22 protein-coding genes are annotated in these 21,252 nt (G+C 53.1%); 19 read left to right on the top strand and 3 right to left on the bottom strand.

Going from position 1 to position 21,252, the window contains the following annotated elements:
- Window positions 1-10: 10 nt before the first annotated feature.
- Window positions 11-994 carry a CAF17-like 4Fe-4S cluster assembly/insertion protein YgfZ gene (gene ygfZ, locus V8L70_RS04870; protein ID WP_101147256.1) on the bottom strand — a complete coding sequence of 328 codons (984 nt, stop codon included), beginning with the start codon at window positions 992-994 and terminating at the stop codon, window positions 11-13.
- A gap of 173 nt (window positions 995-1,167) precedes the next feature.
- On the opposite strand from ygfZ, the gene V8L70_RS04865 reads away from it, so the two are divergent.
- The 7 genes from V8L70_RS04865 (at window position 1,168) to V8L70_RS04835 (ending at window position 8,884) form a co-directional block, all read left to right on the top strand.
- Window positions 1,168-1,365 (top strand): hypothetical protein, encoded by a 198-nt coding sequence (locus tag V8L70_RS04865; RefSeq protein WP_101147257.1) that lies wholly within the window; start codon window positions 1,168-1,170, stop codon window positions 1,363-1,365.
- A complete protein-coding gene (locus V8L70_RS04860) occupies window positions 1,365-1,772 on the top strand; it encodes an OsmC family protein (protein WP_101147258.1) in 408 nt (135 codons plus the stop codon). Before V8L70_RS04865 ends, V8L70_RS04860 begins: the two co-directional genes overlap by 1 nt.
- Before the next feature lie 35 nt (window positions 1,773-1,807).
- Complete coding sequence (gene uvrB / locus V8L70_RS04855; RefSeq protein ID WP_336269003.1) at window positions 1,808-3,832, top strand: excinuclease ABC subunit UvrB; 2,025 nt, start codon at window positions 1,808-1,810, stop codon at window positions 3,830-3,832.
- Window positions 3,833-3,836: 4 nt separating this feature from the next.
- Complete coding sequence (gene nei / locus V8L70_RS04850) at window positions 3,837-4,658, top strand: endonuclease VIII (protein ID WP_336269002.1); 822 nt, start codon at window positions 3,837-3,839, stop codon at window positions 4,656-4,658.
- Between the two features lie 219 nt (window positions 4,659-4,877).
- Window positions 4,878-6,383 carry a fumarate hydratase gene (locus tag V8L70_RS04845; RefSeq protein ID WP_336269001.1) on the top strand — a complete coding sequence of 502 codons (1,506 nt, stop codon included), beginning with the start codon at window positions 4,878-4,880 and terminating at the stop codon, window positions 6,381-6,383.
- 108 nt (window positions 6,384-6,491) lie between these two features.
- Window positions 6,492-7,910, top strand: coding sequence for a cardiolipin synthase (cls, locus tag V8L70_RS04840; protein WP_336269000.1), 1,419 nt, complete (start codon window positions 6,492-6,494; stop codon window positions 7,908-7,910).
- 56 nt (window positions 7,911-7,966) lie between these two features.
- Window positions 7,967-8,884, top strand: a complete 918-nt coding sequence (locus V8L70_RS04835; protein WP_008957993.1) for a LysR substrate-binding domain-containing protein — start codon at window positions 7,967-7,969, stop codon at window positions 8,882-8,884.
- 37 nt (window positions 8,885-8,921) lie between these two features.
- On the opposite strand, the gene V8L70_RS04830 is transcribed toward V8L70_RS04835, so the two are convergent.
- Window positions 8,922-10,016, bottom strand: a complete 1,095-nt coding sequence (locus V8L70_RS04830; protein WP_336268999.1) for a bifunctional nicotinamide-nucleotide adenylyltransferase/Nudix hydroxylase — start codon at window positions 10,014-10,016, stop codon at window positions 8,922-8,924.
- 143 nt (window positions 10,017-10,159) lie between these two features.
- Here V8L70_RS04830 and V8L70_RS04825 point away from each other — a divergent pair, with 143 nt between their 5' ends.
- Entirely contained in the window at window positions 10,160-11,059 is a 900-nt protein-coding gene (locus V8L70_RS04825) for a YihY/virulence factor BrkB family protein (protein WP_101147264.1), read from the top strand.
- 27 nt (window positions 11,060-11,086) lie between these two features.
- On the top strand, window positions 11,087-11,362 hold the full coding sequence (locus tag V8L70_RS04820; protein WP_101147265.1) for an acylphosphatase: 276 nt from the start codon (window positions 11,087-11,089) through the stop codon (window positions 11,360-11,362).
- Window positions 11,363-11,410: 48 nt separating this feature from the next.
- Here the strand turns inward: V8L70_RS04820 and V8L70_RS04815 are convergent, their stop codons facing one another.
- A complete protein-coding gene (locus V8L70_RS04815; protein WP_101147266.1) occupies window positions 11,411-12,349 on the bottom strand; it encodes a D-2-hydroxyacid dehydrogenase in 939 nt (312 codons plus the stop codon).
- Window positions 12,350-12,585: 236 nt separating this feature from the next.
- On the opposite strand from V8L70_RS04815, the gene V8L70_RS04810 reads away from it, so the two are divergent.
- The 10 genes from V8L70_RS04810 (at window position 12,586) to tolB (ending at window position 21,227) form a co-directional block, all read left to right on the top strand.
- The gene (locus V8L70_RS04810; protein ID WP_008957987.1) at window positions 12,586-12,885 is read left to right on the top strand and encodes an FmdB family zinc ribbon protein; all 300 of its coding nucleotides are present in this window, start codon (window positions 12,586-12,588) and stop codon (window positions 12,883-12,885) included.
- 66 nt (window positions 12,886-12,951) lie between these two features.
- Window positions 12,952-14,733, top strand: a complete 1,782-nt coding sequence (gene aspS / locus V8L70_RS04805; protein ID WP_101147267.1) for an aspartate--tRNA ligase — start codon at window positions 12,952-12,954, stop codon at window positions 14,731-14,733.
- A 76-nt stretch (window positions 14,734-14,809) separates the two neighbouring features.
- The gene (gene ruvC / locus V8L70_RS04800; protein WP_101147268.1) at window positions 14,810-15,373 is read left to right on the top strand and encodes a crossover junction endodeoxyribonuclease RuvC; all 564 of its coding nucleotides are present in this window, start codon (window positions 14,810-14,812) and stop codon (window positions 15,371-15,373) included.
- Between the two features lie 112 nt (window positions 15,374-15,485).
- Complete coding sequence (gene ruvA, locus V8L70_RS04795; RefSeq protein ID WP_008957984.1) at window positions 15,486-16,094, top strand: Holliday junction branch migration protein RuvA; 609 nt, start codon at window positions 15,486-15,488, stop codon at window positions 16,092-16,094.
- 67 nt (window positions 16,095-16,161) lie between these two features.
- Window positions 16,162-17,199, top strand: a complete 1,038-nt coding sequence (gene ruvB, locus V8L70_RS04790; protein WP_008957983.1) for a Holliday junction branch migration DNA helicase RuvB — start codon at window positions 16,162-16,164, stop codon at window positions 17,197-17,199.
- On the top strand, window positions 17,196-17,609 hold the full coding sequence (gene ybgC / locus V8L70_RS04785; RefSeq protein ID WP_101147269.1) for a tol-pal system-associated acyl-CoA thioesterase: 414 nt from the start codon (window positions 17,196-17,198) through the stop codon (window positions 17,607-17,609). Before ruvB ends, ybgC begins: the two co-directional genes overlap by 4 nt.
- A 58-nt stretch (window positions 17,610-17,667) precedes the next feature.
- Entirely contained in the window at window positions 17,668-18,363 is a 696-nt protein-coding gene (tolQ, locus tag V8L70_RS04780) for a protein TolQ (protein WP_008957981.1), read from the top strand.
- Between the two features lie 11 nt (window positions 18,364-18,374).
- Complete coding sequence (gene tolR, locus V8L70_RS04775) at window positions 18,375-18,812, top strand: protein TolR (protein WP_008957980.1); 438 nt, start codon at window positions 18,375-18,377, stop codon at window positions 18,810-18,812.
- Window positions 18,813-18,825: 13 nt separating this feature from the next.
- The gene (gene tolA, locus V8L70_RS04770; RefSeq protein ID WP_232774939.1) at window positions 18,826-19,941 is read left to right on the top strand and encodes a cell envelope integrity protein TolA; all 1,116 of its coding nucleotides are present in this window, start codon (window positions 18,826-18,828) and stop codon (window positions 19,939-19,941) included.
- Window positions 19,941-21,227 carry a Tol-Pal system beta propeller repeat protein TolB gene (gene tolB / locus V8L70_RS04765; protein WP_008957978.1) on the top strand — a complete coding sequence of 429 codons (1,287 nt, stop codon included), beginning with the start codon at window positions 19,941-19,943 and terminating at the stop codon, window positions 21,225-21,227. The genes tolA and tolB overlap by 1 nt, the downstream gene beginning before the upstream one ends.
- Window positions 21,228-21,252 lie beyond the last annotated feature (25 nt).

Below are 21,252 nucleotides of genomic sequence, written 5' to 3'. Positions count from 1 at the left end.
GGCGGAAAGGCTAGTTATTAAGGCCAACCGCCAGCTGTTCGGGGTCAACTCGCTCAATCGTATAGGGTAATGGTAGTAAAGTGGCTGGCGCCCCTGCGAGAAATACGGGCACTGTTTCTTCCACGACCTTGGTACTCATTACTGCAAGCAGCTCGACGCCGCCTTGCTCGTTAAAGGCGCTGACCACGACTTCGCCCACCGCTTTATCGTCACCGTTCGTCAGGCTGGCGCCTACCTCGGGTAGCGCTTCGGATAGTGCTTGCGCCTCTACGCTAATATGCATCAGACGCTTTTTAACCTGACCGCGAAAGTGGGCGCGGGCGACGACTTCCTGGCCGGTATAGCAGCCTTTCTTGAAGCTAATCCCGCCCAACGCTTCCCAGTTAAGCATTTGCGGTAAAAAGTGATCCTTCTGCGCATCGGTCAACCACGCCAAGCCACTGCGAATATCCTCAAGCTGCCATGCGTTACGGTCTTCGTCGTCGTCCTGGAACGATATTTCGTCGCCATGGATATCGTGATCGAAACACAATAGCCAACGCGGTGTCTTACCTGGGTAGCGCAGCGCACAGAGCTGATCATTGTTGCTGTGAGTGCCAACCTGCTCTGGGAATTGCAGGCCAAGTTGGTCAGCGAGTGACTGGACGCCCTCATCGGTGCCGATGAACGTAAGGTTAGGCAGTGCCGTCAGTTCGGCCTTATAGAAGGCGGCGAATTTTTTAAGATGGTTGGCTAAACTATCTAACAGGGTGCTGCTTAGTAGCAGCCGAAAATGGTTTTCCCCCATGCGCAGCAACTGAGCATTGGCTAACATGCGGCCCTTAGGTGTGCAAAAACAGGTCAGCGGCGCAAAGTATCCATCGGCTAGGCTGACTTGGGCGCTAGTCTGGCCTTGAAGGAACTTTTCTGCATCGGCGCCTTTCACATCCAGCGCGGCTAAGTGAGTAAGGCGGACGCTGCCAAGGGCGGAATTGCGTGAGGTAACGGTCGCCATAAAAACTCCTGATCAAAGTGGTGATTTGTCAGCCATTCTAAGCTTGCGGACAAATGAGTGTGCACGTATTGCCTTTAAGTGCGGGCAGACGGCATTAATTGCAAGGCACTATTAGCGTGCTAGACTCTTTCCCTCGTAGGAGTCTTGCATTGGCCAATAGGCAGGGAAATGGTATGGCGCAGCAATCATTAACATTTCAGGGTGTTAAATCGGTCGAGCAGGTTAACAAAATTACCACAGCACTCATGATGCTGGACGGCGTTGACAGCGCCGAGGTGGGCCGCCATGGGGCTGATGTCGATGGACGTGCAAAGCGTGAAGCGCTGATTAACGCCATTGAAAAACTCAAGCTAGGCATCAAGGTATCCTAATGCACATACCTATTACCGTCATTAGTGAGCGCAACCATGCCTTTAGGCAGCGTGTTGAAGTCGATGGTCTGGAAGATTTGTATGCCGATGTACCGCCAGTGGTTGGTGGCGAGGGCAGTGCCCCTGATCCGCACGACTATTTCGATATCGCCTTGGGCACGTGTAAAGCAATTACCGTGCAAATGTACGCCAAGCGTAAGGGATGGCCACTTGAAGGAGTGACCGTCACTGTGCAACGCGATGATGGTCAGGAACGAAAAGGTATTTACAGACTGGGTGTCGCTTTAACACTGCACGGCATTAATGACCCTGAGCAGCGCGCCAGGCTAGAAGAAATCAGCCATCGTTGTCCCATTCAGCGTTTGATGACCGAGTCCACGGTTGAGATAGAGACACGTCTTGTTTAGTTACCCTTAAAATAGTTTTCCTTTTTGGAGCATCGATGAGCAAAGCCTTTCGATTACAGTCAAAATTTCAGCCTGCCGGTGACCAGCCCGCCGCCATTAAAGGGCTGATTGGTGGCCTGGAATCAGGGCTTGCCCATCAAACGCTGCTAGGCGTTACCGGCTCGGGCAAAACTTTCACCATGGCCAACATCGTCGAACAGCAGCAGCGCCCGACCATTGTAATGGCGCCTAACAAAACCCTTGCTGCCCAGCTTTACGGTGAGTTCAAGGCGTTTTTCCCGGATAACGCGGTAGAGTATTTCGTTTCCTACTACGACTACTATCAGCCGGAAGCCTATGTGCCTTCGTCTGATACGTTTATCGAGAAAGATGCCTCCATCAATGATCACATTGAGCAGATGCGCCTCTCGGCCACTAAGGCACTGCTGGAGCGCCGGGATGCGCTGATTGTGGTGTCGGTGTCAGCCATTTACGGTTTGGGTGACCCGGATCAGTATCTAAAGATGCGCCTCCATTTTACCCGTGGTGAACTGATCGACCAGCGCGCCTTCCTGCGTCGCCTGGCCGAGCTGCAATACACCCGTAATGATATGGACTTTCGGCGCGGGACCTACCGGGTACGTGGTGACGTGATCGATATCTTCCCCGCTGACTCTGATGAAGAAGCGGTGCGTGTGGAGCTATTCGATAGCGAAATCGATACGATTCGCTTGTTCGACCCGTTGACCGGTGCCGTTAAGGGCGAGGTGCCGCGTATGACCATCTACCCTAAATCGCACTACGTGACGCCGCGGGAAACCATCCTAGGCGCCATTGATGCCATTAAAGAAGAGCTCAAACAGCGTCTTGAGTGGATGCGCAAGCATGAGCGCCTAGTCGAAGCGCAACGCCTGGAGCAGCGCACGCTTTATGACATTGAAATGATGCTGGAATTGGGCTATTGCAACGGTATTGAAAACTACTCCCGCTATCTATCAGGGCGTGCGCCCGGCGAGCCACCGCCGACATTTTTTGATTACCTTCCCGATGATGCACTGCTGTTTATTGATGAGTCGCATGTCAGCGTGCCCCAAGTGGGCGGCATGTATAAAGGTGACCGTTCGCGCAAAGAGACATTGGTGGAGTACGGTTTTCGGCTGCCTTCAGCGCTTGATAACCGACCCATGAAGTTTGAGGAGTGGGAGGCGATTTCCCCGCAGACTATCTTTGTCTCCGCCACCCCTGGGCGCTATGAGGGCGAACACGCCAGTCAAATCGTTGAGCAAGTGGTACGGCCTACCGGTCTGTTGGACCCTGAAATCGAGGTGCGCCCGGCCAGCACCCAGGTAGATGATTTGCTCTCAGAAATTGGTCTGCGTACCGCCGTAGGTGAGCGGGTACTGGTCACTACGTTAACCAAGCGCATGGCGGAAGACCTGACCGAGTATTTTGACGAGCACGGTATTCGGGTTCGCTATCTGCACTCGGATATCGATACCGTTGAACGTGTTGAGATCATTCGTGATTTACGTTTAGGTAAGTTTGATGTGCTGGTGGGTATCAACCTGTTGCGTGAAGGGTTGGATATTCCCGAAGTGTCGTTGGTGGCCATTTTGGATGCTGATAAAGAGGGCTTCTTACGCGCTGAGCGTTCGCTCATACAAACGATTGGTCGCGCTGCCCGTAACGCCCACGGCAAGGCGATTCTCTACGGCGACCGGATTACTGACTCGATGCGCAAAGCCATCGATGAGACCGAGCGTCGGCGAGCGAAGCAGACTGAGCACAATCTAGAGCATGGCATTACGCCGACGACGATAACGCGCTCGGTGTCCGATATTCTGGAAGCCGCCCAAGCACCGGGCAAAAAGAACAGCCGTCGGCGCGGCAGTGAACGCAAAGTGGCGGAAAGCGCCGCTGAATATGATGTGTCCACTATGAATAAGCATGATCTGCTGGGCGCGATCAGCAAGCTTGAGGATGCCATGTTCGAAGCAGCGCAAAACCTGGAGTTTGAAGAGGCGGCGCGGCTACGCGATCAGCTCCATCAAATGAAAGAAAAACAGCTGGCGCTGGGCTAGCGGTATGCCAGAAGGGCCAGAGATTCGTCGGGCGGCCGATCGTGTTCAGCAGCAGATAGGCGGGCGGGTAATTGACAAAGCTTGGTTCGCCTTTCCCGAGCTTGCCAGCCAAGCAGACTCTTTCACTGGTGTTCAGGTGTCCCGGGTAGAGACGCGTGGCAAAGCAATGCTGATCCGGTTTGCTGATGAGCGGGTGCTTTATTCACATAATCAACTCTATGGGGTTTGGAAGCTGCATAGCGAGGATAAACCTCCCGCCACAAAGCGCACGTTACGCGTTCGTTTGACGGCAGAAGGGCGCTGCGCAAGTCTTTACAGCGCTTCCGATATCTCGCTTTTGTATCGCGATAATCTCGCCGAGCACCCATTTTTGGCCCGTTTAGGGCCTGATTTATTGAGCCAGGATGTAACCCCCGCCGATGTTCTGCAGCGGTTAACTCTCAAGCAGTTTCACCGGCGAAGTTTGGGTGCACTGTTGCTCGATCAAGGATTAGTGGCAGGGCTCGGCAATTATCTGCGCTCTGAAATCTTATTCTTTACCCAGTTGCCAGCCAGCGCTCGGCCGGTAGATCTCACCACCCATCAACAACAATCGCTTGCGCACGCTATTATCGAAACAACTCGGCAAGCGTACCAAACCGCAGGCGTGACTAATCGAGAGGCCTGGATTGAACAGGCTAAAGCAGCCGGTGAGTCACGTAGGCAGTGGCGTTTTGCGGTGTTCGATCGCGCTGGTCTTGAGTGCCACCGCTGTGGTGCGGTGATCGAGCGCCGGATGGTGGGATCGCGAAGGCTCTACTATTGCCCGCATTGCCAAGGCAGTTAATAGCTTCGATGAGTCAATACCGCGCTTTATTGAGTATTTATACCGTTATCTTGGTTGCTGCTAACAATAAATAAAGTACTAATTTCTAAACCCAAGACGCTACCAAGGAGTGCTGCTGCCGACAGGGCAATACGGTATACTGGCGTCACGCTAAGACGGCACTTGCGCCGATGCGCAAGAATGCCGCTGACTAGACGATAACCTAGGAGCTGTTAGTCCATGACCGTGATTCGCCAGGACGACGTTATTCAAAGCGTTGCCGATGCTCTGCAGTACATCTCTTACTATCATCCTAAAGATTTTATTGACGCCATGGCGGCCGCCTACGAGCGTGAAGAGAACCCCGCTGCTAAAGACGCTATTGCGCAAATTCTGATTAACTCGCGTATGTGCGCCACCGGGCATCGCCCGATTTGCCAGGACACCGGCATCGTCACCGTGTTTGTTCACGTGGGTATGAACGTTACCTGGGAAGCGGACATGAGCCTTGACGACATGGTCAACGAAGGTGTTCGTCGCGCTTATTTACTGCCCGATAATGTCCTACGTGCCTCGGTGCTAGCGGATCCTGACGGCAAGCGGGCCAACACCAAAGACAACACGCCGGCCATTATTCACCACCAAATTGTGCCTGGCGACACTGTCGATATTCACGTGGCTGCGAAGGGCGGTGGTAGTGAAGCCAAGTCTAAATTTGCCATGCTTAATCCTTCCGACAGCGTCGTCGATTGGGTAATGGAACAGCTGCCGAAGATGGGCGCAGGCTGGTGTCCGCCCGGTATGCTGGGCATTGGCATCGGCGGCACCGCTGAAAAAGCGATGATGATTGCCAAAGAAGCGCTACTGGATCCCATCGATATTCAGGATTTACAGGCCCGCGGGCCCAGTAATCGCGCCGAAGAGATACGCCTAGAACTGTTTGATAAGGTCAACAAAAGCGGCATCGGTGCTCAAGGGTTAGGCGGCTTAACCACCGTGCTGGATATTAAAGTAAAAGACTATCCGACCCATGCCGCCAATAAGCCTGTAGCGATTATTCCCAATTGCGCAGCAACCCGTCATGCCCACTTCACCTTGGATGGTTCAGGCCCTGCGGCGTTAAAAGCACCGAAGCTTGAGGACTGGCCGGAAATCACTCGCGAAGCAGGCGATAACGTCAAGCGTGTCAATCTTGACACCGTAACGCCCGCTGAGGTCAAAACCTGGCAGCCAGGCGATACGCTACTGCTGAACGGCAAGCTGTTAACCGGCCGTGACGCTGCTCATAAGCGTATGGTGGATATGTTAGCCAAAGGTGAGCCGCTACCTGTAGATATGAAAGGGCGCTTCATTTATTACGTGGGCCCGGTTGATCCAATCGGTGATGAGGTAGTGGGGCCCGCAGGCCCAACGACTGCCACGCGAATGGATAAATTTACCCGCACCATGCTAGAAGAAACTGGCCTGTTAGGTATGGTAGGAAAAGCAGAGCGTGGCCAAACCGCCATTGACGCGATTCGTGACAATGAGGCGGTGTACTTAATGGCGGTAGGGGGCTCAGCTTATTTGGTCGCGCAAGCGATTAAAAAATCCCGAGTCGTCGGCTTTGAAGATTTAGGCATGGAAGCGATCTACGAATTTGAGGTCGAAGATATGCCGGTGACGGTTGCTGTTGATAGTCTGGGCACATCAGTGCATCAAACCGGGCCTGCGAAGTGGAAAGAGATTATCGCTCAGTCGGCGTAACAGAATGATAAGATTGATTAGGCTTTGAACGCTTAGGTTTTTAAGCACATAAGGGCCTCGCTGACGGCGAGGCCTTGTTCTTTGTGAGGGCTTTATAAGGACGTGGCTATGACCTCCTGGTTGCTAGGGACCAGCATCTTATTGATACACTTATTGGGTATCGTTTCGGCCATTATGGCGTTAATGTCCAGTCGCACCTCTCAAGGGGCAGTGGCATGGATCATATCGTTGCTTACGTTTCCCTATGTCGCGCTTCCTGCTTACTGGTTCTTTGGACGACCAAGATTTTATGGCTATGTGTCTGCGCGGGGGCAGCGTGACACTGTGCTACGCCGTGTGCTGGTACGTTACCGTGCCAATGTAGAGCCTTTTGTGGCACCCTCGAGTAATGCGGATATTCAAGCGGTTGAGCAGCTTGCCATGATGCCCTTAACCCATGGTAATCACGCCACGTTATTAATCGACGGCCCCGCGACCTTTGAAAGCCTTTTTGACGGCATTGATCGTGCCGAACAGTATGTATTGATACAGTTTTTTATTGTTCGCAGCGATGCCCTGGGGCAGCGCTTGAAACAGCATTTACAACGCGCTGCCCAGCGTGGCGTGCGTGTCTATTTCCTCTACGATGAGGTAGGAAGTCGTCAATTAAACGATGGTTACCTAAATGATTTAATCAGCGATGGGGTGGCCGTCAGTGCTTTTCGCTCATCAAGGGGCTTCAAACACCGCTTTCAGCTTAACTTCCGGAATCATCGCAAAGTAACAGTCATTGATGGCAAAGAGGGTTGGATAGGGGGCTTTAATATTGGGGTTGAATATTTAGGCGAAGATCCTCGGCATGGCCCCTGGCGTGACACCCACCTAAAGCTTGAAGGACCCAGTGTCTTAGGCCTGCAAGAAGCGTTTTGGGAAGATTGGCACTGGGCTACCGATGAGGTGATTAGCCTGAACTGGATGGCTGAAACGTCTTCTTCAACTGATCATCATGTTGTTATTGTGCCCTCTGGGCCTGCAGATCGTCAGGATACTGCCAGCCTGCTGGTACAACAGGTTATTCATAGCGCAAAACAGCGCCTATGGGTGACCAGTCCTTACTTTGTTCCTGACCAAGGGGTTCAGGATGCACTGCGACTTGCGGCCATGCGCGGGGTAGATGTACGCGTCATGATTCCCGAACGACCAGATCACTTATTGGTTTTCCTATCAGCCTTCTCGTTTTTACCGGATATGTTAAGAGCAGGTGTAAAAATATACCGTTATCTTCCTGGATTTTTACATCAAAAGGTAATGCTTGTAGATAGCAGTGCAGCCACGGTTGGCACTGTAAATCTGGATAACCGTTCATTTCGGTTAAACTTTGAAATAACTGCTTTTATTCCAAACCAAGACTTTGCTGCCAGCGTGGAAAGTATGCTGAAAAATGACTTTTCACAATGCCGCCGGGTCAGCATTGATGAAATCAACCAGCGCTCAATGTGGATGAAAGTCGTATCACGTGCTGCCTATTTAATGGCGCCCGTCCAATAGACCGCAAAATAGGAAAACAATATGCGTGCACAAAGGGTGAGACAAGGAGTCCCGGGGTGAATCTCGAAACAAAATGGCTAGAAGATTTCGTAGCACTCGCCAGCACACGCAGCTTCTCTGCGTCAGCACGACAGCGCCACGTAACTCAGCCTGCATTTAGTCGGCGCATTCGTGCACTGGAGCAGGCTGTGGATGTCACTCTTGTCGATCGTTCAACTACCCCTGTTGGGCTAACACCGGAAGGGCAGCTGTTTTTGGTTACCGCCCGTAATTTGGTCGAACAGTTAAACGAATCGCTTAGTCATTTGCGCGGCCTTTCGATTGCCAATGAAGCGTTGGATATCGTGGCCGCTCACTCCCTGGCATTAAGCTTTTATCCGCCCTGGATCTCCCGTTTACAACAGGGCTTAGGCGAATTGCCGACACGCCTAGTGGCAATGAACGTAGGTGAGGCGATACATGTGCTACGTGAAGGCAATTGCGATTTAATGCTGGCTTATTACGATCCCTTTGCCACCATGCAGCTCGATGCCGAAGTGTTTCCCTCCTTCTCGATCGGTAAGGTCAATATGCTGCCCGTCTCGCTACCCGATGCACAGGGAAAAGCTAAATTTTCCCTTCAGCATGACACTTCCATCCCTTACCTTTCCTATACGCAGGGTGCATTTTTGGGGCGCAGTGTGCGTATGCTGCTGAAGAATGATCCGCTACGTATGAAGCTGCGTACCGTGTATGAAACGGCCATGGCCGAAGGCCTGAAAGGGATGGTATTGCAAGGGGTAGGCGTTGCCTGGATACCGGATTTCTGTATTCGTGAGGAGTTAAAAAGCGGCCGCTTGGTCAGGGCGGGCGACCCGAGCTGGGACATTCCCTTAGAAATTCGCTTATACCGCTGCTCAATGGTGCATAAGCCCGGCGTGGAGCGTTTATGGCGGCAAATGATGAAATTACCCAGGGATTTCCTGCAAGCATGAACGTCCCAAGCGATTGCCGCCCTAGTTCCTGAAATTTCTAGTTGCTTCCAAAATCGGCAGGCAGGCCTAGAAAATTCTGAATAATAAAAAAGTGGTCTTCAAACAGGCTCTCAGGTTCAAGGTCAGCAAGTGCCACCCAGTGCGCATGATCTCCCCCTTTAACAGGCTTTAAGCGAGGCAGCTGTTGGTCAGGGCGTAACGCAAAGTAGAAAGCTTCTGCCAAAGTGCGCCCGCGCCAACTGCGGTGGGGTTCGTCAAACAGACGCTGGCCACGCAGTGACCCCTTAAGCACAGGCTCGGGGACTTTTAACCGCAACCGTTCGCGCAGTTCGCGCAAACAGGCATCAAGTAAACGCTCATGAGGATTAATAAATCCGCCTGGCAGGGCGTAAAGCCCTTTACCTGGCGCCGCCGTACGCCGTACCAGCAATACATGGCCCGACTGCACCACGACCGCATTTACGGTGACAAAAATAGGCGGGTAGGGCGCATGGGCCCACGCCTGACGGTATTGATCCAACAACTGCTGCTCTTCCAGTAGCCGCTTATAAGCGCTGACGTGGCAAAACTTCTTTACACTTTCGACAACGCCAGGGGGCAGGTCGTGGTAAGCCCCCGTACTTAAGTAGTCATCGGTGGAGCTGGGCGAACGGAACAGGCGCTCTCGAATTTGACTCGCTGAAATCCCTTCTACCGACGGTACACTGACCGACTCCCATTGAGGGAATAGCGACAGGTAGTAGCTAGACTGCCCGCGGCTGGCTCCAATCAAACCAATGCGCGGTAGGCGGACATTGGCAGGGGCGGCTAAATCACGCACTTTGCGCTGAACATCGCGTACCCAGACATCATCATTGTAGAGTGCGTCCAGTAGCGGGGTAATCTCTAAGCGTTGATTGTCAGCCTCATCAAACCCTGAACGGAGCATGGCTTGACGTTCGTCAAATCGCCATGGGTTACGCAGCGAGCGTGCTTGCCACGCAGAGCCCACCAATACAATTACTTGCCGTGCGCGTTTTAGTGCTTCCCGAATAATCGCCAAGTGGCCAAGGTGAGGCGGTTGAAAGCGACCAATAAACACCAAACAGTCGAAATCGCAGGCGGTTGTAGAGCGCGCAATATCGGTGGCCATCCAAGCTTCCTTTTGGTTTGGTGATATTAGGGGGTCAACGTACCAGAAAACTGCGCTAAACGCTGTGGTTAGGTATGCTAGAAAAAATAGGCTATTGATTACGTTTAAAATTGGCCTTAGTACCAACGACACAGGGAGTGGATATGATAAAACGTGCGGCTAATTTTTGGTGGAAAGTCACCCAAGACGCCACCGCATTATGGCTGGAACGTAATGCGTTTAGCTATGCGGCTTCGCTCGCGTTTTATACGCTTTTCTCACTGGCACCCACGATTATTATTGCAGTCACTGTCATCGGTGTTGTGATGGGAGAAGAGGCCGCTCAGGGACAAATAGTCGCTCAACTACAAGGCACTTTAGGCACGGATGCCGCCGTCGCGATTCAAGAAGCCGTTGCTCAATCCAGAATCGAAGAGTCTGGCCTTTTGCCCACGCTATTAGGTGTCGGCGCGCTTGTGGTAGGCGCCACCACTGTTTTTGCGCAAATGCAGTTTTCACTCAATACGATTTGGGGCGTGACAGCCAAGCCAACCTCTAACAGTGCGTTAAGGTTTATCAAAAGCCGCTTGCTCTCGCTGACTGTAGTGCTGTCTATTGGATTTATACTGCTAGTGTCATTAGTGCTAGGGGTTGTGTTACGTGGCATGCTGCTTGCGGCGGACAATCTATTCCCATTCGCTAGCCTGTTTACTACTACCCTTGAGTCGCTCATCTCTGTCGCCATGGTGACCCTCCTATTTGCGACTATTTTTAAGGTGCTTCCGGACGTGGTGCTGCGCTGGCAAGATGTGTTGATTGGTGCCGTTGTTACCGCCGTACTATTTACGCTCGGCCGCAGCGTGATCGCGATCTATCTGGCTTATACGGCGACAGCGTCTACCTATGGTGCTGCCGGTTCAGTGGTAATGATCTTACTATGGGTCTACTACAGTTCGCTGATACTGTTGTTCGGCGCGGCATTTACACGCTCCTTACTACTACGCCGTGGTCGTCCACTGGTACCGCGTAATAGCGCAGTGCTAATTAAGCATGAGTTTGTGTAATAGTGTGTATGGTACGAGGAGGAAAGGATGACTGACTGCTGTGTACGTGCCTTGGTCACTGGTAAAGTGCAAGGTGTCTGGTATCGCCGTGCTACTCAAGAGAAAGCGCTTCAGCAGAGCCTTACCGGTTACGCTAAAAACCTGCCTGATGGGCGTGTCGAAGTGTTGATGTGTGGCCACTCCGATGCCATCAAGCTGCTGAGCGAGTGGCTATGGCAAGGCCCGGAGGGCGCGCAAGTTACCCACGTCGAACTTGAGGTTTTGGATAATTGCCACGCCCCTAGCCATTTTGCTACGCACTAGGGCCTAAGAAGGCCCTAGTGCTATCACATAATGCGCTAATACTTTTATTTAAGCACTTTTCCATTCACGGATATTATTCGCCGTCAGGCTGACAATATTCTGGCGTGCTTCCGGTGTAATCCAGGCGTTGTGGGGTGTTACGATTAAGTTGAGCGGCTCGTTAAGTGCATCGAGCAGTGGATGGCCGTCTCTGGGCGGTTCTGCAGGCAGTACATCAACGCCCAAGCCGCCCAGCTTGCCACTGCGCAGCGCCTCTAGTGCAGCGACTTCGTCGATAACTCCGCCGCGGGCGCAGTTGATCAGCAGTAGTGATGGCTTTGCACTGGTCAGACGCTGTCGATTAATCAAATGCTTAGTAGCGTCACTAAGCGGGCAATGTAGGCTGATCACATCTGCTTCTGGGAGCAGGTCATCCAGCGCAGGACGCTTATCATTGGCTTCATTGCCCGGCCTGGCGGCGAAGGTCACGCGCATGCCAAACGCCTCCGCTAGGCGTGCCACTTCTGTGCCTAGCTCACCTTGCCCCACCATGACTAAATGTTTATCTGACAACTGCAGTGTCGGGTAGTCTTGCAAACAGAAAAAGGCGCTACGCTGCCATTCGCCTGCCGCGACATCACGCTGATAAAGCGGAAGCCGATTGGCTAATGTCAGCATCAGCATCAAGGTATGCTGAGAAACACTGGCGGTGCCGTAAGCCGCGACGTTTTTAACCTCGATATTCTGCTCTTTTGCCGTTTCAAGATCGATATTATTAAGCCCCGTAGCGAGCACACATATCAGCCTGAGTTTAGGCAACTGCTGTAACGTTTCAGCGTCAAGTACCACTTTGTTAACAATGGCGATGTCGGCATCCGCTAGGCGTTCAAGTGCTTGCTGGGTGGTACTTTGCTCAAACACCTCAAGGTGTGTGACTGACTCTCTAATAGCGCTTAAGTTGATCCCTGGGCCGAGGCTTTGCGCGTCCAGTATTACTGCATGAGACATTTTATTCTCTCCATTAACTGCCGAAGGCTGCATAACCTTGCTCGGCAGGGGTCACAAAAGGGTATAATGGCGGCGCTTATCAACCGCAGCCTTGGAATTTATCCCGACTGGCCACATATTGGCAGCTTGGCAGCGTTTGTGTTCGCCACTGTTCTTTTCTTTCAGCACTTGGTCTTACCGGACTAGGTCTGTCAGTACTGAATCTGTCAGGGTTGAGCTTTTTAGGAGCCAATAACATGCCCATCTATGAATATGAGTGCAAGGCCTGTGGCCATCGCCTGGAAAAATTGCAAAAAATTAGTGCCGATCCGTTGAAGGATTGCCCTACATGCCAAAGCGATGGCTTGGAACGGCTGGTCTCGGCCGCGGGTTTCCGCTTGGCCGGCGGCGGTTGGTACGAAACCGATTTCAAAACGGGTAGCAAAAAGAATCTGGTTGCTGATGGTAAAACTGCCTCCACAGAGACCGCTAAATCAAGTGATTCCAGTGCTACTCCCAAGAGCGTTACTCCCAGTGACAAAGGCGCCGCAGCATAACTGCGGCAGTCAGGGTCGGGGACGCCCGCGACACATTAATTGCCACGTAACAGAACAGGATTTGACATGCGCAGCCATTATTGCGGCCAGCTAAACGAAACTTTGGTGGATCAAACGGTTACGGTATGCGGATGGGTTCATCGCCGCCGCGACCACGGTGGGGTCATTTTCCTCGACATGCGCGATCGCGATGGCATCGCTCAGTTCGTGGTCGATCCTGATACCGCCGAGGCGTTCGCCACTGCCGACCGTGCCCGCAGTGAGTATGTCCTGCGTATCACTGGACGTGTTCGGCTGCGCCCTGAAGGTACTCAAAACGCCACCATGCCCACAGGCATGATTGAAATATTGGCGAAAGAGGTCGAAGTACTCAACACTGCGATTACACCGCCTTTCCAACTGGATGAGCATGGCAAGGTAGGCGAAGAGGTGCGCTTAAAGCACCGTTATATCGACCTTCGCCGTCCGGACATGATTGAGAAGCTACGCCTGCGTTCGAGCATTTCTCACAACGTACGTGCTTATCTCGAAAGCCAGGGCTTCCTGGATATCGAAACACCGGTACTCACGCGTGCCACGCCTGAAGGTGCCCGCGATTACTTGGTGCCAAGCCGTACCCACGCGGGAAGTTTCTTTGCGCTGCCCCAGTCACCACAGCTCTTTAAGCAGCTGTTGATGGTGGCCGGTTTTGACCGCTATTACCAAATCGCAAAGTGCTTCCGCGATGAAGATCTGCGCGCCGACCGTCAGCCTGAGTTCACTCAGATTGATATTGAAGCGTCGTTTGTGGAAGAGAGCGATATCATGGGCATTACTGAATCCATGATTCGTCAGCTATTCCAGGACGTGTTAAAAGCCGAACTACCTGAATTTCCGCGCATGACTTGGCAGGAAGCAATGGATCGCTTTGGCTCTGATAAGCCGGATCTGCGCATCCCGCTTGAATTGACTGATGTCGACGATCTGATGCAGCAAGTCGATTTCAAAGTTTTCTCTGGCCCGGCCAGCGCGGATGATGGTCGTGTAGCGGCGCTGAAAGTACCCGGTGGCGCTAAGCTGTCGCGTAAAGAGATCGACGAATACACCAAGTTTGTCGGCATCTACGGTGCCAAGGGCTTGGCGTGGATCAAGGTCAACGAGCGCGCTAAAGGACTTGAGGGTCTGCAGTCGCCGATCGTTAAGTTCATGGAAAATATCGTTGAAGAGTTGCTCGATCGGGTAGGCGCTGAAGATGGCGATATCATCTTCTTTGGTGCAGATAAAACCCGTATCGTCAACGAAGCCATTGGCGCGCTGCGCGTCAAACTGGGCGCTGACCTTGAGCTCTACACTCAGGAATGGGCACCGCTGTGGGTAGTCGACTTCCCGATGTTTGAAGCTGACGACAATGGCCGCCTCAGCCCGCTTCACCACCCCTTTACCGCGCCTTCTTGCAGCCCGGAAGAGCTAAAGGCCGACCCAGCGAGCGCACTTTCGCGCGCTTACGATATGGTGCTCAACGGTACCGAATTGGGCGGCGGCTCTATTCGTATCCACGACCAAACCATGCAGAGCACCGTTTTCGAGATCCTCGGCATTGGTGAAGTAGAAGCTCAAGAAAAATTCGGCTTCTTGCTGGATGCGCTTCAGTACGGCGCGCCGCCCCATGGTGGCTTAGCCTTTGGTTTGGACCGCCTCGTCATGCTGATGGTGGGTGCTAAGACTATTCGTGAAGTCATCGCCTTCCCGAAAACCCAAAGCGCTGCTTGCTTAATGACGAATGCCCCAGGCGAAGTCAGTCCTGAACAGTTAAAAGATTTAAACATCCGTCTACGCCAGAAGGCCAAGCCGGAAACAGCCACCGAATAACGTGGTTGGTTAAGTGCCTAACACCGACGCTCCGGCGTCGGTGTTTTTGTATAAAGCCCCAACGAGTGTCGACGACATGGATGAGAAAAAGCCTGCTAATCCTGTCCGTATCCTGGGTATTGACCCAGGGTCACGCGTGACAGGGTATGGGGTAATCGACGTGGTCGGTGTGAAGCCCTGCTACGTGGCAAGTGGTTGTATTCGCACGGCGGAAGGGGCGCTAGAACAACGACTGGCACAGATTTATGCCGGTCTTAGCGAAGTCGTCGGTTTGCATCGGCCCAACCAAGTGGCTATTGAGCGTGTCTTTATGGCCAAAAACCCTGATTCGGCGCTCAAGCTGGGCCAAGCGCGGGGGGCGGCGCTTGTCTGCATGGCCAATCATGGATTGAGCCTTGCCGAGTACGCCGCGCGGCAGATTAAACAGGCGGTGACAGGCCAGGGCGGCGCGGACAAAGAGCAAGTCCAGCATATGGTGACCGCTATTCTGCAGCTTTCTGCTACTCCCCAGGCTGATGCCGCGGATGCATTAGCGATTGCGTTAACGCATGCCTTTAGTGGTTCTGTCTTTAGCAGCCATGGCCTACCCGCCGCGCCAACGCGGGCCCGTCGTCGCTCCACAGGCCGCTGGCGGCTGTAACGGTTACTCTGCGTGTGGCTGAACTACTGGTCACCTGTACAGAGTCGCTTTATAGTAAACGTCTGTTTTCACCCTCTTGTTTTATTATTTCAACACCTGTGCGAGCGACTTTATGATTGGACGTCTAAGTGGCCAGTTACTGGCAAAGCAACCTCCCTGGATTGTTATCGACGTTCATGGTGTAGGCTATGAGCTGGAAACCTCGATGAATACGCTGGTAGCACTGCCTGCCGTCGGTGAAAGCGTTTCATTATTTACTCATCTAACAATTCGTGACGATGCTCATTTGCTATATGGGTTTGGTAGAGAGCATGAACGAGCGCTTTTCCGCGCGCTGATCAAAGTCAATGGGGTGGGGCCCAAGCTGGCGTTAGCGATTTTATCAGGTATGGATGAAGACGCCTTTATGCGCTGTGTGCGTGATGATGACAGCAAGGCGTTGACAACACTGCCGGGGGTGGGCAAGAAAACCGCCGAGCGGCTGATTATCGAAATGCGTGACCGCTTCCCCGAGTGGGAAGATGGCAGTAACGCACTACTGCCTCTAGAGGCCGCTAATGGCCGAGCATCCGCCCGTGATAGCCTTGCCGATGCAGAAGCCGCCTTAGTCAGCTTGGGGTACAAGCTGACTGAGGCATCGAAAATGCTCGCCGACATTGACCCTAATCAGTCCACCGAAGCACTGATTAAAGCCGCGCTCACCCAACGCATGAGCGGCTAAGCGAGCTCGCATTAGCAAACGTCAATTCGACGCTGTCATTTTGTAATCGTTATTAAGAAGAGCACTTATGCTAGAACACGATCGGCTGATCGCCGCTGAGCCCGAACAGGGGGAGGGGCGCATTGATTACGCAATTCGCCCTAAGCGACTGGATGACTATATTGGCCAGCCGCGTGTCCGCGAGCAGTTGGAAATCTTTATTGGCGCCGCACGGCTGCGTGAAGAGAGCCTGGACCACACGTTGGTATTTGGCCCGCCTGGGTTAGGTAAAACGACACTTGCGCATATTATTGCCACCGAGATGGGGGTCGGAATGAAGTCGACCTCTGGCCCGGTGTTGGAGCGGGCGGGGGATCTCGCTGCCATGCTGACCAATCTTGAGCCTGGCGATGTGCTTTTTATCGATGAAATTCATCGTCTTTCGCCGGTGGTCGAAGAAGTGCTATACCCGGCCATGGAAGATTTTCAGCTGGATATCATGATTGGCGAGGGTCCGGCTGCGCGCTCTATCAAGCTGGATTTGCCCCGCTTTACCCTGGTGGGGGCGACGACGCGGGCAGGTTTATTGACCTCTCCACTGCGCGACCGGTTTGGCATCGTTCAGCGGCTTGAGTTTTATAATCTTGAAGAGCTAACTGAAATTGTTTCGCGCTCGGCGCGCCTGTTGGGGGTTGAAACTAGCCACGACGGCGCGATTGAAATCGCCCGCCGTTCCCGCGGTACGCCACGAATCGCTAATCGGCTATTACGCCGTGTGCGTGATTACGCTGAAATGAAAGGCAACGGTGTGGTCGATGTCGCCATAGCCGATGCTGCCCTCAATATGCTCAATGTGGACCACCACGGCCTGGATCATATGGATCGACGGTTACTGCTGGCCATGATCGACAAATTTGACGGCGGGCCGGTGGGCATTGACTCGCTCGCCGCTGCTATCAGTGAAGAACGTGACACCATTGAAGATGTGATTGAGCCCTATCTGATTCAACAGGGCCTAATGATGCGTACACCACGCGGGCGTGTCGTGACCCGCCAAGCGTGGCTGCACTTTGAACGTGTGCCCCACGAGCAGGCGACCGACATGGAAGGGGAGCGCCGTCCGTGAGTGATTTGGCTAACGATAGTTATCGCCTGCCGCTGCGTGTTTATATGGAAGATACTGACGCAGGCGGCATTGTCTACTACGTTAACTACTTGAAGTTTATGGAACGGGCGCGTAGCGAATGGCTACGCCAATTGGACCTAAATCAGCAAACGCTGCTAGACGAAGGCACGCAGCTAGTGGTATACCGCTTGGCCTGTCACTATGCGAAACCGGCTTGCCTCGATGACATGCTGGAGATTAGTACTCATGTCACCGACATTGGTCGCTGTCGAATGACATTTGAACAGCAAGTTTGGCGTAATGAGGAACTCCTCTGCTCAGCGACAGTCGAGATAGCCTGCTTGAGCGTCGAGCGTATGCGACCTAAAGCATGGCCAGAATCGCTTAATAGTTTGATCCGGGCCTCTTAACCAAGAGGTCATTCACTGCGTCGGCAATACCGACCCTAATAGATTGATGAGGGCACCTGTGAACGATAACACCATGTCCATTCCCCACTTAATAATGAATGCCAGCACCGTGGTGCAGCTGGTTATGTTGCTACTGTTGGTGGGGTCGATCCTCTCTTGGGTGGTGATTTTCCAGCGTAGTATTGCAATGCGTCGTGCCAAGCAAGAGTACAACCAGTTTGAGGAGTCTTTTTGGTCGGGTGTCGACTTAAATGAACTCTACCGTGAAATCCCCGCTGATGATCCACGCCATGGTGCCGAGCATATTTTTCAAGCAGGGTTTCGCGAGTTTAACCGCTTAATGCCTAAAACCCGGGATGCAGATACCGTATTGGAAGGCGTGCAACGCAGCATGCGCGTTGCCTGGTCACGTGAAGAAGATCGTCTAACCCAACATCTGGTGTTTCTGGCGACGGTTGCGTCTGCCAGCCCCTATATCGGTCTTTTCGGTACCGTATGGGGCATCATGGGGTCATTCCAAGCGCTGTCACTGACCCAACAAGCGACGCTCGCAACGGTTGCTCCCTGGATTGCTGAAGCATTGATCGCGACGGCCATGGGTCTGTTTGCGGCTATCCCAGCGGTCATTTTTTATAACCGCTTGTCCAATACATCTTCTCGCTTACTCGGTAAATATGAAGATTTTGCCGAGGAGTTCCACGCTATCCTGCACCGTAATTTGCAAGGTCGTGATGGCAAGCCAAGCGCGAGTTAAGGGAGACAGCCATGCAAGGACCTTTCAATCGCAGCGGTAAAGGCAAACCAATGGCGGAGATCAATGTGGTCCCTTTCATTGACGTCATGCTGGTGCTGCTCGTTGTGTTTATGATTACGGCGCCCATGTTAACCCAGGGCGTACAAGTTGAATTGCCGCAAGTCACCTCTCAGCCTATAGAGACGCAGGAAGATAATGACCCCATTGTCATTTCTGTTGATAGCGAGGGTGGGTATTTCATCACATTGGGGGAAGACTCCAACTCAGTCTCGCTGGATGAGATGGCCGCGCGGGTAACCACGATTTTAGAGCGACGTCCCGGCACGCCAGTAATGGTGCGTGGTGACCGCAATGTGGCCTATGGACAAATTGTTGTCTTGATGAGCACATTACAAGGTGCTGGTGTGGCTAACGTGGGGCTGCTTTCTGAGCCGCCGCAAGATGGGTAAGGGCAACGCGCACATGGCAGTAAATACTCCGCGTGATCCTCAAGATGTCGGCTATAAGTGGCCGACTGTGCTGGCGATAACTGTGCACGTTGCGATTGTCGTGTTTAGCTTAATCAGTTTGCCGACCCGCAACGCAGAGCCCGATAGCTCTTCGATTGTTCAAGCAACGCTGGTGAGTACAGAGACCTTTACCGACCAGGCTCAGCAGGCAACGGAACAACAAGCGGCGATGAATGCACCGGCTGAAGCGCCTACTGAGCCCGATGCACCAGCAGAGCCGTCGGCCAGTGAGCAGCAAGCCGCCGCCGAACAGCAAGCGGCCGAAGAAGCTGCCCAGCAGGCAGCCGAAGAGGAAGCGCAAGCATTAGAAGCCGCGCGAGAGGCAGCTGAAGCAGAGGCAGAGCGCCGGGCTCAAGAAGCGACAGAGCAGGCTGAGCAACAAGCCGCTGAGGCTGCTGAACGCGAGGCCGAGGCGGAAGCCGCTGCTGAGCGTCAACGTGAAGTCGAAGAGGCGCGCCGCCAGCAAGAGGCTGCCGAGCAGCAACGCCAGGAGGAGGCAGAAGCCGAACGTGCGCGTGAAGCGGCAGAGCAGCAGCGCCAGGAAGAAGCAGAAGCCGAGCGTCAACGTGAAGCCGAAGAAGAGCGGCTTCGTGAAGAGGAGGCGGCCCAGCGAGAGCGAGAGGCGGAAGCTCAGCGTCAACGTGAGGCAGAAGAGCAGCAGCGCCGAGAAGCCGAAGCAGAGCGCCAACGCCAGGCTGCAGAAGCCGCAGAGGAGGCTATGCAACGACAGCTGGCGGGTGAGGCAGAAGCCGCGGCCAATGCTCAGCAGGCTGAGCAGGCAGCCAATAGCTTTATCAATATTGTCCGTCGCGCTGTTGAGCAGGCGTGGTTGATTCCTGCCGGTGCAAGTGATTCGATGAGTGCTACCCTACAAGTGAGGCTAGGACCGTCTGGAGAAGTATTGGCAACATCGATCGTGACATCCAGCGGCGATAGTGCTTTTGACCGGTCTGTGATGCAGGCCGTGGAACATGCTGCACCGTTTGGTGAATTGAGAGATTTACCAGCCGATCAGCAGCGTAATTTACGTCAGTTTAATCTGCGATTTACCCCGGGGGATGTTCGCTGATGCAAAGCTTGAGCAAAGTGTGGTTGTTCTGTGTGCTGCTGCTAGTCAGCAGTGTAGCGAGTGCCAATTTAACCATTGAAATCACGCGTGGCAGCGATCAAGCGCTGCCTATCGGCGTAGTACCGTTCGCAGGTTCAGACGGAATGCCCGAAGATGTTGCGCAGATTGTCCAGGATGACCTTGAGCGTAGTGGCTATTTTGATCCGCTAGAGCGTAGCGCGATGTTTGAACAGCCCAATCAATCTGACGATGTTCAATTCGATACTTGGCGTTCATTAGACGTACGCTACTTAGTCGTAGGTAGGGCAGAACAGACCAACGGCGGTTTTGAAATACAGTTTGAGCTGATGGATATTAGCGGTCAGCGCCGGATGATTGGTGAAACCGTGACGGTGAGAGGCAATGACTTACGCGGTGCCGCTCACTATATCAGTGACCAAATCTTTGAAGCGATTACTGATATTCGTGGTGCGTTTTCAACTAAAATTGCCTATGTCACCGCACAGGGTATTGGTGACAACATGCAGTTCGGCCTGTACGTTGCCGACGCCGATGGACGTCGCAGTGAGCAAGTATTGACCTCTGACGAACCCATTATGTCGCCCGCATGGTCACCGGATGGCACAAAGCTTGCTTATGTCTCGTTTGAAACTGAGCGCCCAGCTATCTATATTCAAGATGTAGCAACAGGCCAGCGGATAAAAGCAACGTCATTTGATGGTATCAATGGCGCGCCAGCGTGGTCACCTGATGGCCGTCGTATCGCGATGTCTCTCTCCAAAGACGGCCAGCCAGAAATCTATATTATGGATGTGGCTAACCGCTCAGTAGAGCGTATTACCAATAACAACAGCATTGATACTGAGCCTGCTTGGGCACCCGATGGTCGTAGCTTGCTGTTTACCTCTGATCGTAGTGGTGGCCCTCAGCTTTACCAGTATGCAATGGGGGGAGGAGAAGCCGAACGCTTGACGTTTACGGGTAATTACAATGCGCGCGGTCGCTACTCACCAGATGGCGAACAGATATTCTTGATCCACCGTTCAAGCAATGGCTATCAAGTGGCAAAGCAAGATCTAAGCGGTAACCGCTTGGTCGTACTTAGTGAATCAACAAGAGATGAATCTCCTAGTGTTGCGCCGAACGGGACCATGGTAATCTTCGCTACCCAACAGGGTAATAGTGGGGTGCTAAGTGCTGTTTCTGCCGATGGCCGCTCATCCTTTAGACTGCCATCAGCACAGGGCGATGTACGTGACCCAGCTTGGTCACCCTTCTTAAATTGATCGACACATCTGATTTACATCGAAA

Origin of the sequence: Vreelandella arctica (genome assembly GCF_037070215.1) — a bacterium.
Classification (GTDB): Bacteria; Pseudomonadota; Gammaproteobacteria; order Pseudomonadales; family Halomonadaceae; genus Vreelandella; species Vreelandella arctica.
Note: the sequence above shows the minus strand (reverse complement) of the source record. Positions and strands in the feature narration are given on the sequence as shown.